Raw genomic sequence first — 14,431 nt, 5'->3', positions numbered from 1 at the left:
ATTAACACAAATGTCAACGACAGGCCTTGAGCCTGTTAAAATCTTCTTCAGCGTGGTATGATGACCGAGTTAGTGGGCTTGATGCAACCACTAGGAACCCTTTGGAGTAAGCAATGTATTTATAATGCTCAAACTCTTCTGGGGTAACATACCTATCAAGTTTTGCATGTTTTGGAGTTGGTTGTAGATATTGACCAATTGTAATAAAATCAACCTCAGCACTGCGCAAATCGTCCATAACCTGCAGTATTTCCTCTTTTGTTTCTCCAAGACCAACCATAAGCCCTGACTTTGTGAAAACTTTAGGATTAATCTGCTTTACCATCTTCAGCAAATATAGTGAATGAAAATAGCGAGCTCGTGGTCTTATTTTTGCATACAATCTCGGCACTGTTTCAATATTGTGGTTATAGACATCAGGTGATGCAACAGCAATTGCTTCAAATGCTCCTTTCTTATTTAAAAAATCAGGAGTTAAAATCTCTATTGTTGTTTCTGAAGTTATCTTTCTAATTTCTTCTATGCACTGTATAAACTGATTTGCGCCACCATCTGGCAAATCATCACGATCAACAGAAGTAATGACAACATGTTTTAAGTTTAACTTTTTTATTGCTTTTGCTAAATTTTCTGGCTCATGAGGGTCTAGTTTATCAGGAATGCCAGTTGCAACGTTGCAAAATGCACAAGCACGAGTGCAAACAGAACCAAGAATCATCACAGTAGCATGACGTTTATTCCAACATTCACCAATATTTGGACATGCAGCCTCTTCGCACACTGTATGCAAGTTATGCAGTTTAACGATGTTTAAGGTCTCATTGAATACTTCACCGGTCGGAGCTTTTGCTCTGAGCCATTGAGGTTTGCTATGCATCTGAAACTGCTAACTCTACCTCTTGCTTTACTAAAACTTTTTTCAACCTTCTTTTTATCTTCTGCGCTTTCTCACTTAGTTTAATCGTTCTTGTGTTGAGCAAAAAAGCATCTAAATCACCTTTGTAATCTATAGTTCTCAAAGTTCTTGTTGCCACACGAAATCTAAACTTTTTATTCAATATATCACTTGTCAACGTAACCTTATGTAAATTTAAAAGAAAGGTACGCTTTGTTTTACGATTCGAATGTGATACCTTATTACCAAAAGATTTTTTTCTATTTGTTAATTCACAAACTCTACTCACTTCAATATACCAAATTATTCTATGTACTTAGATTACCTTATATAGTCAAATAGTCAATACTCTCTTGCTTAATTTTTATACCATATACTGCTTTATAACCAAAAAATATCGTAATTTTTTCTATTATAAGAGAAATCATATGCTGAATTTCCAATGCTTTACTGCCATTTGTTACTACCAGATGCAATACACCCGAATTTATATTCTGTGCATATGAGATCTTTTTCGGTTTTGTACACTCTGCTATTTCTTTCCCTACTATATTTCGCCAGTTTAAAATAAGACGTATTTCATTTTTACTAATCTTATTTTTCATGCATTTTAATGCATAGTTTTCAATTATAGACTTTAATTTTTTTGGACCGCTACGTTTGAGCATTTTTCTGTTTTTTTAGTAGGTAGATAATATAAAAGTATACATATAACTTGAGATTTTGTCATTACTGCTACATGTTTGTGAGATACCGTGACGGTATGACCATAATCGTCACTCCGCAACGCATATTGCATAGTCGTCATTCCGCGGCGTGTTCGCGGAATCTAGCTCTGGTCACGCTACTTAGATGACAACCTTCTAACTGCTTTACAAAGGCTCTACCCTCTGGCCTCACACCGTAAAAGCAGTATTTTTATGCAAAACTTATCTCAACGTAGCACTTGCCAAGATCGTTCCATTTACCAAATTTTGTGCTGTCATCTTTGCCTCATAATTAACCTTATAGCTGTTTTAATTGTAATTAGTTAAATTATTATTAACTTGCCAGGCTAGATCCAAAAAATAGCATAATCAATATGCAAATTGTAATAGAAATCACGTTTGCGTATGGTTTATTGCTATGCGGTTAATCTTTCCTCAATCCAAGCTGCTTGAATAGCTTCGAGTATTTTTTCGTTACAGCGTTTTTCATCATCATCAAATTCCTCTAAACTCAAGACCTTTTTTTTAAGCTCAGTGAATCTGATACTAATTATATTCTCATTTGGAAATTTTTCCTCCAGAGCTTCCACAATATCTTCTATATCAAGCCATTTCATACTTTTTTGTATTTATCTGCTAAGTTAAATTGGTGCCCATGGGGAGACTTGAACTCCCAAGGTCGCAAAACCCACGGATTTTAAGTCCGCTGCGTCTACCGATTCCGCCACACGGGCTTTTTTTATCTATCTAGAGTAAAACTCTACTACTAAATTGACTTCCATGTCTGCTGAATAAGGAACCTCAGAATATTGAGGTGACCTCAAATACTTCACTGAATGCTCTTTACTATCTGCTTCTAAATAATCCGGAGCCTTGCGCTCTTGTTTTTGTTCAGCCTCTACTACTACAGGGATTTTTGCTGCCCTTTCTCTTATTTTTATTATATCACCTGGCTTCACTCGATAACTCGATATGTTAACCACCTTATCATTAACTGTAACGTGCTTGTGAGATATGAGCTGCTTTGCTGAGTAAATTGTTGGAACAAGACCAGAGTGGTATAAAACAGAACTTAATCTCGATTCTAAGATACCGATAAAATTATCAGCCGTATAACCCTTTCTGTTATAAGCATCTAAAAATGTACGTCTGAGCTGCTTACTTGAAATCGCATAGTAAAACTTAAATTTCTTATGCGCAGCAAACTGCTTACCAAAGTCGGATAACTTCTTGAATCCAAGAATACCGTGTTGACCTGGAGGGTATTTCCTTTTGTTTACTGGGTCTTTAGCTCTACCCCATAAATTTACACCAAGTCTACGGCTAATCCTATACTTTCTAGTGATAACAGTTGTCATATAAAAACTCTCACGATTTAACTTTAGATTATTAAGGATTTTAGCACTCAGTGTCAACTTGTTTTTGCTGATATAATCTTTTATACTTCATTTTTAAGTTTTTCTATTAACACATGAATCATTCACATTTAAAATCTATGGCAAACGCCATCCGTTTTTTATCAATTGATGCAGTACAAAAAGCAAACTCTGGACACCCAGGTATGCCACTTGGCATGGCAGATGTTGCAACTGTTTTGTTTGCTAAATATCTGAATCATAATCCTGATGATTCTAAATGGTTCAATAGAGATCGCTTTGTTTTATCAAACGGTCATGGGTCAATGTTACTATACTCAATATTATATTTGACAGGTTATATTAGCATAGATGAGCTAAAAAACTTCAGACAAATGGGATCCAAGACCCCAGGTCATCCAGAGTTCGGCTTGACTTCCGGGGTAGAGGCAACAACAGGCCCGCTCGGTCAGGGGTTTGCCGCTGCTGTTGGCATGGCACTTGCTGAATCGATACTTGAAAAGCAGTTTAGAATCAATCACTACACTTATGTGATGCTAGGGGATGGCTGTCTTATGGAAGGAATAAGCCATGAAGCAGCATCACTTGCTGGGCATCTTAAATTGAATAAGCTTATAGCTCTTTTTGATGATAATGATATTTCTATAGATGGCGCTACTTGCCTTTCCTGTTCTGATGATGTAGAGAAACGCTTCTTAGCGTATGGATGGAATGTTGACAAAATTGATGGCCATGATTTTGATGCCATATCCCTTGCAATAGAGCAAGCAAAAAAGTCTGATAAACCTACAATGATCTGCTGCAAAACTATTATCGGAAAATTTTCAAGCCGTGCTGGCACATCCTCTGTTCACAGTGGTGCTTTTTCGGAGGAAGACATAAAACAGATGAGAGAGAAATTAAACTGGAATTATGAACCATTCCATGTACCAGAAGATGTGAAAAATGCCTGGAAGAAAACTGTTGAGAGAGCAAAACAAAACTACACGATGTCATTCCAGCGCGTGACGCTGGAATCCAGGAAAGAAGAAAAAGAATGGATCCCAGTGTCAAGCACTGGGATGACAAGAGAGAGTACTGGGATGACAGAAGAGAATGCTGGGATGACAGGGTATCATGCAGAACTTCAAAGACGGTTAGATAAACATCTACCAGATAATATCGCTGGTGTTTTAGCTGACCTGAAGAAACAAATATGTGAGCTAATGCCAAACGAAGCTACTCGATCTTCTTTCGGCAGAGTAATGGAACTTTTAACTGAGTCTATGCCGGAATTAATCGGCGGTTCTGCTGATCTTACCGGGTCAAATTGCACTAAATATGAGCACATGCAGGTAATAAATAGCAATAATTATAGTGGCTCTTATGTCCACTATGGAGTGAGAGAGCACGCTATGGCAGCATGTATGAATGGTATGGCACTTCACGGCGCGATTCTTCCTTATGGCGGCACTTTTTTGGTATTTTCCGACTATTGTCGTCCTGCTATACGTCTTTCAGCTCTGATGAAGCAGCAGGTTATGTATGTCATGACTCACGACTCAATTGGAGTGGGAGAAGATGGCCCGACTCATCAGCCAATAGAGCATTTAGCCTCTTTGCGTGCTATACCAAATCTATATGTTTTTAGGCCAGCCGATGCAGTTGAAACTCTGGAGTGTGTTAGCATTGCACTCGAAAAGAAAGAATCTCCAGCACTGTTTGCGCTCTCAAGGCAAAACGTAAGTTACATGCGCAAGTTCTACTCTGATATCGATCAATCTGCTAATTTATCGAAGTTTGGTGCATATATTTTGTGTGAATGTTCAAAAGAATTAAAAGTGACGATATTTGCTACGGGGTCCGAGGTTGAAATTGCAGTTGAAGCAAGGGAGAAATTGCAGGAAAAGGGTATAGGTACAAGGATTGTTTCTATGCCATGCTGGAGGCTTTTTGACGAGCAAAGCGATGAATATAAAGCGGCAATATTAAATAATGACAGCATTAAAGTTGCAATTGAAGCCGGAAGTGAAATGGGTTGGCATAAATACATAGGTTCAAACGGTATATTTATTGGCATGAAAAGCTTCGGAGAATCAGCACCTTATAAAACACTTTATGAGCATTTTAATATCAACGCTGATCATGTGGTAAAATGTGTGTGTGAGAAGTTAGGTTGCATTCAGTAAACCTCTTGCATAACCATATGAAAGCCCACTCTTCTTTGTCATTCCAGCGCGTGACGTTATTTCCATCCAAGATGGTGTCATTCCAGTGCTCCTTTTTTTGTCATCCCAGTGCGTGACACTGGGATCTAGCCTTTATTATTTGGTTGAAATTAAGTCTTCTGGATCCCAATGTCAGCTACTTTCATGACATCATCATAAAGTAAAATGAGATCCCAGTGTCACGCACTGGGATAACAGGAGAAGGAGGCTACTTAGAGAGGATGTCATTCCAGCACTTGACACTGGAATCCAGTTTTCCATCCAAGACGGTGTCATCCCAGTGCTTGACACTGGGATCCAGTTTTCTTTACAAATTCACCAAAAGTGTTTCATTCTATAACGCAAAACCCATACTCACCAAACCCAATGCATTACTTGCAATTAAGTTTCCTGGATCCCAGTGGGCTTTGTTGCATCGCTACTTATGAAAGGCTAACTATAGTTAGGATTATAAGCAACCTATTGAAAATCTTGTTTTTTTGCAATCAATCTGATCAAATTTAAGAATAGTAATTTGTTATTTATATTAATAAATTTAATTCTATTGAAAATAGCTAAAGCATTGAAATTCTTGAACTTTAGCCGGATTGGTAAATGGTAGTGAAATTTCTTTTACTCAAATTTAGGTATTCATTGACCGTTCTTGTTATAAATACCAGAATAATAAGCTACTGATATTCCCTATCTTTTTTATCTTTAATCCATCATAGCTAGCGATGCAACAAAGCCATCCCAGTGTCAAGCACTGGGATGACGCCTTTTCCGGTAGAAGATCACTATCAAATCACATTGCTCTGGTCATTATGATCACCATTATTTTGTTCAACTGATTGATCGACCCCAGGTGAAGAAGAATCATCATAAGGTTGTGTGTCAGACTTTTCTTCGTCAGACCCAAACAACCATGAAAAAAAACCACCAAAAAATGATGCAATTAATGAAAAAGGCTTCATAAGTATACTAAACAAACTACCAAAAAAAGAGCTCGGCTGTTCTTCTGTTTGTGCAGGTTCTGTGGAAGCAACAGGACCTACATCGTTGTCTTGTACATCAGTTCCTTGTTCTGCACTGGTGGTGCTGGTTTTTTCCCCTTCTTTGCTATTATCTGATTGTAGTTCAGTATCATCACCTACTCGTTTTTCTTCCTCTTGACCCCCTTCACTATCTGTCGATGATCCACCCGCTGAACTATCATCAGATTTTTCTGCTGGTTGCAATAGAGTTTTTATTCCTTCATCAGTGGCTAATTTGAAAGGAGTATTTCCATCTTCATTTTCTATATTAACATCTGCTCCTTTTTTATTAAGAATTTTACTGTTTCCGCAGAGGCGTTTGCTGGACGATCTGCATAACCCATAAACACTTTATTTTTTGTAGCAAAATGTAAAGGAGTCCATAGATCGTTATCTTGTATATTAACATTCGCTCCTTTTTCTAATAAAAGTTCTGCTATATCCGTATAACCTTCTCTAGCAGCCCAATGCAAAAGAGTATGTCCATATGAATCTACTGCATCAGCATTTGCTCCCTTGTTTAATAAAGCTTTAACTATATCTTTATGGCTACTATTGTAATTATATTCCATCATACTCTGAAGAAGTGATTCCATTACTGTATCAACCTTTGCTCCATTATTTAATAAAACTTCAGTTGCATCTTTATGACCATAGAAAGCAGCTTCAAATAAAGGAACCCTTCCATCTTTATCTGCTATATTAACATCTGCCCCTGTTTGTATTAGAGCTCTTACTATTTCTACATTGCCCTTTCTAGCAGCAAAATGTAAAAGAGTTTTTCCATCGTTGTCTATTGAATTAACGTTTACTTTTTTACTTAATAGACTTTGAACTTCCTCATAATTATCACTTTTAACGGCTGAATACAAAACTTCGATGTCCTTTTGCGTTTCTTCTAGAATTTTTACTATATGTTGCCTGCCTTGTTGAGAGGCAAGATTTAAAGGAGTGCTGCGAGTATTATCTAGTGGAGTAACATAAATTCCTTTTGCTTCTAATAGAACTGTTACTATTTGCTGATTGTAACTTTTAGCAGCTTCATGTAAAGGAGTCTTTCCATCTTTATCTACTGCATTAACGTTGATTCCTTCTACTTTTAATAGAGCTTCTATTATGCTTGTATCGAGTGGTTGCGTTTTGTTGGCTTCGTCAACAGCAACATGTAAAAGAGCGCGTCCAGTTTCAGACTGTGCATTAACATCTGCTTTGCTATCAATTAAAAGCGAGACCATATCTTTGTTTCCTTTGGCAATAGCATGCCGTAAAGGAGTAAATCTGTTTCCATCTAAAGCATTAACATCTGCTCCTTCACTTATTAGACGCTTTAATCCATCAATATCACCTCTTTCAACAGCCTCAAATAAAGCAGCATTTTGTGGGACTTGGCTTTCTTCTTCATCATCTTGCAATACTGGACTAGCATCATCAGATTCTTCTGCGGATTGCAATAGAGTTTTTATTTCTTCATCAGCGGCTAAACCTAAAGGAGTATTTCCATTATCATCCTCTGCATTAACATTTGCCCCTTTATCCAATAGAGCTTGCACCACCTGCTGATAACCACTTTCAGCAGCAAAGTGTAAAGGAGTCTTTCCATCTTTATCTTGTGCATCAACATCGATCCCTTTTACTTGCAGTAGGGCTTCTGCTACTTCTTTATGGCCATTTTCAGCAACCCAATGTAAAGAAGTCTTTCCACCTTTATCTACTGCATTAACATTTGCCCCATTACTTAGTAAAATTTCTACTTCCTCTTTATGGCCATTTTCAACAGCCCAATGTAAAGAAGTCTTTCCACCTTTATCTACTGCATTAACATTTGCCCCATTACTTAGTAAAATTTCTACTTCCTCTTTATGGCCATTTTCAACAGCCCAATGTAAAGGAGTCTTTCCATCTTTATCTTGTGCATTAACATCGATCCCTTTTACTTTCAGTAGGGCATCTACTGCATCTTTACGGCCATGTGCAATAGCCCAATGTAAAGGAGTCTTTTTATCTTGACCTACTGCATTAACATCTGCCCCATTATCCAATAGATCTTTTACTATCTCTGCATCGCCATTCGTAGCAGCATAATGTAAAGGAGTCCTGTTATATTCATCTACTGCATTAACCTCAGCTCCTTCACTTATTAGACGCTTTACTTTATTAGTATTACCTTTTATAACAGCAGAAAACCAATCATTATTTATACTTTGTAAATTACTCATCCCATACCTCCTGTAAAACTATATTGTTATGATAAAGTCGTTAATAATCTATGAGCTCTCACCCCTGTAAAATTATATTATCATGATAAAGTCATTAATAACCCATGAGCTCTGGATCACGCAAATAATGGTTATTCCCTGTGTTTTTCAGTACATTTGAGCTGGCTGTACATAAGAATTGCAATTGTAGAGCATGCTATTGTTAATAGTAAATTTGGTAAAATACCATAGCGAAAAAATTTTCCTACTATATATATTCCAATAGCCCCAAACATCATATTGCAGAATGAGAGAACTGCACTACCAAGCCCTATACCTTTGATCGTTTCTAAAGCAGAAGTTACGTTATTGCTTATTATTAATGCAAGTCCGATATTAGCTGGAATCCAAGCAGTTTGAAGAATGAATATATTCAACTTGTCCGCGAAATAAAAATATACCAATAAACTATCGGATATTATCGGTAACACCAAACCTATTATTAGCATTTTGCTAACCCCTACTTTTGGTACATACCTTCTATTAATTAAAGTTCCAATTATGTAAAATATGACTATGATCGATATGAGGTAGCCAAAATACTGTACTTCAATGCCCATCGATTCAAATATGAACGGGTAGTTAGCAATGTATGCCCAAAGCCACATGAAAGTTAATCCATGAATGGCTGAAAACCCAAGGAAACGATAATTTCTAAATATTGATATATATTGCTTGAAGATATTAGTAGTTATGTTAGTTATACTGGTTTCATTTTTATTTACAGTGAGTGTTTCTTGTAACTTAAAGTAGATAAAAATAAGTATAGCAATTGCCGCGAGTGACATAATAAAAAACAAAAATTTCCAATGATACCCATGTGAAATTATATAACTGCCCACCACTGGAGCTATTCCAGGTGAGAGTGCCACAACCATATTTAATTTTGAAATTACTCTCGAGTATTCACTACCCGAGTACATATCCCTTATTGCTGCATACCCAACAACACCTGCAACACCAGCTCCTGCCCCTTGTATGAAGCGAATTAGTATCAAGAGCATAATACTGTCGGCTATATAACACATGACACTTGCCAAAGTAAAAATTGTCATACCAATCAGCATCATTGGACGCCTACCATAATGGTCCGATAATGGACCATAAATTAAGCCAGATACCGCAAATCCAACTAGATTTAAGCTAATTGTAAGCTGCACTACACTGCCTTCTACTTTAAAATAATTGGCAATGCTTGGTAGTGCAACTGAGTATAGGTCAGTTGCCATATCGACAATTGCTACAGACAATATCATAATAAGAGAGATGATATTTTGCGAAAGAGCTGTTTTCACTTAATGATTTACTGGATTAAATATACTTAATTATAATGTATTTTTTTCATTAGTATATTAAATTAACTACTGAAATTAAGAGTAGCTATTCAAGAAAAAGCCTGTGAAGGCTCTATCCAGTAGGGCAGTGCCATGACTACTTGGATCTAGTTTCCATTATACAATTTCATCAAAGCAGTTTACTTACTTGCAATTAAGTTTCTGGATCCAAGTAGTCATGGCACTGGGATGACAGGAGAAGGAGGCTACTTAGATGACACCCTCCTAGTGGATTCAAATCACAATGTTCGTACAGTTATGTGCTTTGACACTGAAATCTTAAGCTAAAATCATGAAAAGCACGAATTTCAATATCTTACCTTTGATTATTCACTTTAAGCTTTAAGTCTTCAACAGAAGATGCATTTGCCTCACTTACTACCTTTAGTGGTTCACCAAGGCTATGTTCCACTTTTGTCTCAAATTTAAAGCCCAATTTTTCGCAAAGCTTCTGAAAATATTCAACAATAACATCAAACAAATTCTTACCACTTACTTTGTAGTTTTTTAGCTCTTTAGGAATGGTAAGAAGTACTTTACCATCTTCATATGTTACATTTTTATCTTCACATTTCAGTTTAAACTCCGCTGAACTGCAAAAACCTGGTGTTTCGATATATGTACAATCATCATAGTTAAGCATTTTTGTATATTTCATGCTAAAACTAAGCTTTATACAATTGGGTTCACGACAATCCATAATATACTCTCTTGTCATACAGTTGCTTTGCTTTGACAAATGAAAAGATCCAAGAGCTTGACTCATATCATTAGGAAGAAAATGAGTATATCCGCCCTGATAATAGTTATTTATTAACTCCTCAATAATAGAGTTATTGGGAATTGTTGCACCAACGTGTTTAAACATTTCTGTAAAAATTTGTCTGAGAAATGGACGATAATTCCCTTTTCCGTTTTCATCCCGTAGAATTAGATTTTTATGTTTTGAATACAGATTGTTAATAAATTCGTTAGTTATTTTTTGTCCGTTAATAGCAAGGCCGTGTGTTCTATTAAGATCCTTATATTTTCCCTCACCAGAAATTACTTCGTCCCAAGTGTTAGCTTTGAAATCAGCATATTTGAGCTTCTTCACTTCAGCTTTCAACGCATTGACCATTTCCTTTGACATGTTATATCTCTACCATTAATACCTGTATATTAATTCTAGCACTTACTTTATTAAATTTCAATTACTAAATGAATTTATCACTTTCACTTCCGTATTTTCCATCGAGTCACCGTAAGTCACTGCTTTTAGGTAAAACTTTTTTCCCCTTTGCACTTCGAAAGATATTACTGAATCATCAAGCAGAGTAAATTTTTCACCTGCGGTGTGCTGATACTCTTTGGTGCCCTCTTGCCCTCTAATTAGGTTGCTAAGCTTATATTTATTTTTATCTATAAGTTCGGCACTCTGAAATTTTACTATCTCTTTTCCAACCAGTGCTAAATTGCTTACATTTATAGTACTAACATTAGTGCTTGTAAAACCCTCTTCTGTCATCCCAGTGCCCAGACACTGGGATCCAGGAGAAATATGGTCAAGCGCTGGAATGACACCATCACTTAAATAATGGTTATATGAAGAACTCAATACACCAAAACGTAACACTACTATAAGCCCCTCGTCGGTAGATTCCATTACATATCCGTAAGTAGACTGCTTGTTTGTGCTTGCGATAGGCTTATAATCCTTATCGTTGTACGAAATAAAGAGTGTTGCTCCTTTCCAATTCTTTTCCTCGCTAATTAAAGTAAAGCTTGTGGTGTTATCTTTAACATGCGGTAAATCTATCATTTCTATGATGGTTTTGCTAACGTGAGAGGGAGGGTATTCCTTCAGCATAAGTGACCTTGTTGAAGGAAAAGAGAGCTTATATATAGAGCGATCATAACCAACGCCAATTACTTGAATGGACATGCTTTCAAATTTCGTTTTTATAATTCTCACCGTATGCTTTTGCTCACCGTCTAAAATCGTTATTACATCACTTGGCACAAGCCACGCATATTTTATCGACAGCTTGAAATTGTATATATTTCTCTCTTGCCACGAAGAATAAAGTAAAACCTCAGCTATATTTTGCGCCTCTCCCTCCTCCATAATGAGTGGTATTTCAACTGTTATAGCAGTGCCTTGCTTTGGCAACTCAGCATATTTAACATCAATTGGATAGCCAAAATTGCGGTTAAAGTAAACGATGTTAACTTTATTGTTTAAATCCAGTTGACTAATATTAACAAGTTGCATCGACTTTGAACTGTTATTGAAAACCATTTCACCAATTGGCATTACAGTTGTAACTCCCCTGCCCTTTTGGACAAATTTCAGTTTAGAGTCCTGTTCAACCACATCAAAAAAATAGCAACTTTGCAGCATTTTAATAATTGAACGTACCGATTGCTGGTCATTTATTACATATCCAGACAATAATCCTTTAACATCACTCGTATCGAACTGATCGCTTTTTAAACCTGCTTTTTGTAATAGATCCGATAAAACATCGGAAATATTAAGCTGTGAAAGCTTTCCCTGAATCCAATGTCCTGTCTGCCAATTATGGCAGTCAGTCCACATATCACACAAATTGGGGAAATAAGGAAATGGCCTTGCATCCCATGCCCAGAGAAACATTTTTTCTACCATTTCCGAGCTTTGCCACTTCTTTAGCGTTCCTTCAATTGCAATTTTTTGCGAAAGAAAGCTCACCTCTCCGTTTGAATATCGTGGATATTTGCTCTCTATGCTGCCTTTATCAACAAACACATTTGGCTCATTAGTGCAGCCGTTCATACTGGGAAATCCATACTCAGTAAACCATATTTTTTTCATTTTTGGTTGCCATTTCGTTTTACTACCACCTGGATTTATGTGAGTTTCACTCCACCATTTCTCTATATTTTTCCACGCATACCTGCTGTCGTTATACTTTACTTTTTCAGGTTCACTCTTTGAGTAATCATAGAAATAATCATACCCCACTCCACTGCTCCAACCACCCATTACATCTTCCGCGGAATAACCAAAAGGAGGCTCTGGACCATCAGTCAGTGGAAAATAAGCATCTATGCCAACAACGTCGATATACTCTGAAGACCACAGTTCATCCATATTATACCAACCATCATATGAATGGTATTCGCTCCAATCTGCAGCGTAGGTAACTGTTACTTCTTTTCCAAGATTAAGTTTTATCTGTTTTGCAAGTTTGACCAGCTCTATCACCACAGGATAATTACCTTGAGCATCTTTTACTCTGGTAAGCTGGACAAACTCAGACCCGATGATAAACCCTTCCACTTTAGTTTGTTTGGCAATGCTTGCATAATGCTCTATAAATTTGTTATATTGATTCTCAAAAAAATCACTTATATCCCCAGGGGTCCCGCTCAATTTTCCTCGCCACTCTTTGTTCTTTGTGTCAAGTAAGGGCATTGGATAGAGCATCACCTTGTAGCCTCTGCTGTGTAGCTCTTCTATATATCTTATCAACGCTGCATCACTAACTGTGCCACCATACCTTGGGTTTCCACTCGCATCTTTTGAAATTAGCTGAGCATTATCTCTGGTTACACCCCCTACTTGCCAATCATCAGGTAATATTGCGGAATCATCTTGAAATTCAACTGCAGGATATATTTTACAATCTTTAATGTTCAGATCATTCACAAACCAATTGACTACCACCGACACCAACTCAACATTTGGCAAATCTTCTTTTAATTGATCCAAAGAAAGCATTGCATCGCTCTTTTTAGTGTGGTTGTTGTGATTTACCCTTTGCGCCAGCCCATATGGGATATATTGGTTGCTGCTTATTTTCTCTTGCGCGATTTTCTTCTGTATTTTTGTATCATATACAAACTCACCTGAACCTGGTATGATATTGATATTCCGAATATTTTCCGCTATTGAAAACCCAACGGGCTTTAATGCAGTTCGCACTTCAAATGTAAATATCGGGACGCGATTGTTATAGTCTGCTAAAGGAAAATTCTTGATGACTATGTAAGATATTCCCCTATAAGCCGGCACATTCCCCTCTCCTTCAATTGATGACATAAATGGATCAGGATTTTGGTCTTCTCTGCCGCTGTAAAAAGTATAATCTATTTCATCAAAGCTAAGTGATGTTGTATCTGCCCAGATTCTGTTTAATTTTTCTACTTTCCCCTTGCAGATCGCAATTGCAAGCGTTGCGTAGTAATTATATGTAACGTTCATACCTCTTCCAATTTTGCTTTTGGTGGTTATCGCCTCTTCTTTTATTGGCTGTGACCAAATAATGTTCCCTGCAACACGAGCAGTGCCATAGATAATTGGAATCGTTCTGCCGTAGGTTGAGGTTTGAACTTGCAGATTTTTTAGTCTCGCACCATGCGTTACTTTTTGCTCGGCATCAAGGCCGAACATTGCCCCATCTAGCTGTGCACCAAGAAGAGCACCGAGTTCTGAGCCGATAATCCGGCCAATTGGACCAAAAATGCTGCCTGCTTGACCAAAAATTGATGATAAAATTATTGTAGACATGTTAATCCTCCTTTTGATAGATTTTTTTGAAATTGTTGAGAGAAGATCCAAGTGTCACGCTACTTGGATGACAAGAAAGTGGTACTGGGATGACAGATACTATGATAAGA

General features: G+C 37.0%; 12 protein-coding genes and 1 tRNA gene. 2 read left to right on the top strand and 11 right to left on the bottom strand.

Annotation, left to right across the window (positions count from 1 at the left end; genetic code table 11):
- Positions 1-13: 13 nt before the first annotated feature.
- The 6 genes from lipA to rpsD all read right to left on the bottom strand — a co-directional run bounded on the left by lipA (position 14) and on the right by rpsD (position 2,960).
- Positions 14-877 carry a lipoyl synthase gene (lipA, locus tag ABWU48_RS02915; RefSeq protein ID WP_010082514.1) on the bottom strand — a complete coding sequence of 288 codons (864 nt, stop codon included), beginning with the start codon at positions 875-877 and terminating at the stop codon, positions 14-16.
- Positions 870-1,184, bottom strand: coding sequence for a 50S ribosomal protein L28 (gene rpmB / locus ABWU48_RS02910; RefSeq protein WP_006279619.1), 315 nt, complete (start codon positions 1,182-1,184; stop codon positions 870-872). Before rpmB ends, lipA begins: the two co-directional genes overlap by 8 nt.
- A gap of 37 nt (positions 1,185-1,221) precedes the next feature.
- The gene (locus ABWU48_RS02905) at positions 1,222-1,563 is read right to left on the bottom strand and encodes a DUF721 domain-containing protein (protein WP_010082513.1); all 342 of its coding nucleotides are present in this window, start codon (positions 1,561-1,563) and stop codon (positions 1,222-1,224) included.
- Between the two features lie 455 nt (positions 1,564-2,018).
- Positions 2,019-2,219 (bottom strand): Fe-S cluster assembly protein IscX, encoded by a 201-nt coding sequence (iscX, locus tag ABWU48_RS02900; RefSeq protein ID WP_007552114.1) that lies wholly within the window; start codon positions 2,217-2,219, stop codon positions 2,019-2,021.
- Positions 2,220-2,249: 30 nt separating this feature from the next.
- A tRNA-Leu gene (locus ABWU48_RS02895) sits at positions 2,250-2,336 on the bottom strand.
- 9 nt (positions 2,337-2,345) lie between these two features.
- Entirely contained in the window at positions 2,346-2,960 is a 615-nt protein-coding gene (gene rpsD, locus ABWU48_RS02890; protein WP_010962555.1) for a 30S ribosomal protein S4, read from the bottom strand.
- A gap of 113 nt (positions 2,961-3,073) precedes the next feature.
- Between rpsD and tkt the strand changes: the two genes are divergently transcribed.
- Together tkt and ABWU48_RS06285 are read left to right on the top strand one after the other, a co-directional pair.
- Entirely contained in the window at positions 3,074-5,146 is a 2,073-nt protein-coding gene (gene tkt / locus ABWU48_RS02885; protein ID WP_209472884.1) for a transketolase, read from the top strand.
- 215 nt (positions 5,147-5,361) lie between these two features.
- Positions 5,362-5,613 (top strand): hypothetical protein, encoded by a 252-nt coding sequence (locus ABWU48_RS06285; protein ID WP_264373793.1) that lies wholly within the window; start codon positions 5,362-5,364, stop codon positions 5,611-5,613.
- 351 nt (positions 5,614-5,964) lie between these two features.
- Here ABWU48_RS06285 and ABWU48_RS02875 read toward each other — a convergent pair whose 3' ends face one another.
- From ABWU48_RS02875 to ABWU48_RS02855, 5 genes are all read right to left on the bottom strand, one after another.
- Complete coding sequence (locus ABWU48_RS02875) at positions 5,965-6,402, bottom strand: hypothetical protein (protein ID WP_264706125.1); 438 nt, start codon at positions 6,400-6,402, stop codon at positions 5,965-5,967.
- A 59-nt stretch (positions 6,403-6,461) separates the two neighbouring features.
- A complete protein-coding gene (locus ABWU48_RS02870; protein ID WP_353288500.1) occupies positions 6,462-8,414 on the bottom strand; it encodes an ankyrin repeat domain-containing protein in 1,953 nt (650 codons plus the stop codon).
- A gap of 131 nt (positions 8,415-8,545) precedes the next feature.
- Positions 8,546-9,709 carry a multidrug effflux MFS transporter gene (locus ABWU48_RS02865; RefSeq protein WP_010082551.1) on the bottom strand — a complete coding sequence of 388 codons (1,164 nt, stop codon included), beginning with the start codon at positions 9,707-9,709 and terminating at the stop codon, positions 8,546-8,548.
- 394 nt (positions 9,710-10,103) lie between these two features.
- A complete protein-coding gene (locus tag ABWU48_RS02860) occupies positions 10,104-10,919 on the bottom strand; it encodes a hypothetical protein (protein WP_353288499.1) in 816 nt (271 codons plus the stop codon).
- Positions 10,920-10,976: 57 nt separating this feature from the next.
- Positions 10,977-14,321, bottom strand: coding sequence for a glycoside hydrolase TIM-barrel-like domain-containing protein (locus tag ABWU48_RS02855; protein ID WP_353288498.1), 3,345 nt, complete (start codon positions 14,319-14,321; stop codon positions 10,977-10,979).
- Between the last annotated feature and the right edge of the window lie 110 nt (positions 14,322-14,431).

Source organism: Wolbachia endosymbiont (group A) of Tromatobia lineatoria, from assembly GCF_964028565.1.
Classification (GTDB): Bacteria; Pseudomonadota; Alphaproteobacteria; order Rickettsiales; family Anaplasmataceae; genus Wolbachia; species Wolbachia pipientis.
This window is presented reverse-complemented; position numbering and strand designations above follow the sequence as displayed.

What these genes read in the sequence shown, in the direction of transcription:
- ABWU48_RS02870 (WP_353288500.1), bottom strand. Translation starts at nt 8,414, where the DNA reads ATGAGTAATTTACAAAGTATAAATAATGATTGGTTTTCTGCTGTTATA.
- ABWU48_RS02905 (WP_010082513.1), bottom strand. Translation starts at nt 1,563, where the DNA reads ATGCTCAAACGTAGCGGTCCAAAAAAATTAAAGTCTATAATTGAAAAC.
- lipA (WP_010082514.1), bottom strand. Translation starts at nt 877, where the DNA reads ATGCATAGCAAACCTCAATGGCTCAGAGCAAAAGCTCCGACCGGTGAA.
- rpsD (WP_010962555.1), bottom strand. Translation starts at nt 2,960, where the DNA reads ATGACAACTGTTATCACTAGAAAGTATAGGATTAGCCGTAGACTTGGT.
- ABWU48_RS02855 (WP_353288498.1), bottom strand. Translation starts at nt 14,321, where the DNA reads ATGTCTACAATAATTTTATCATCAATTTTTGGTCAAGCAGGCAGCATT.
- iscX (WP_007552114.1), bottom strand. Translation starts at nt 2,219, where the DNA reads ATGAAATGGCTTGATATAGAAGATATTGTGGAAGCTCTGGAGGAAAAA.
- tkt (WP_209472884.1), top strand. Translation starts at nt 3,074, where the DNA reads ATGAATCATTCACATTTAAAATCTATGGCAAACGCCATCCGTTTTTTA.
- ABWU48_RS02860 (WP_353288499.1), bottom strand. Translation starts at nt 10,919, where the DNA reads ATGTCAAAGGAAATGGTCAATGCGTTGAAAGCTGAAGTGAAGAAGCTC.
- ABWU48_RS02865 (WP_010082551.1), bottom strand. Translation starts at nt 9,709, where the DNA reads ATGATATTGTCTGTAGCAATTGTCGATATGGCAACTGACCTATACTCA.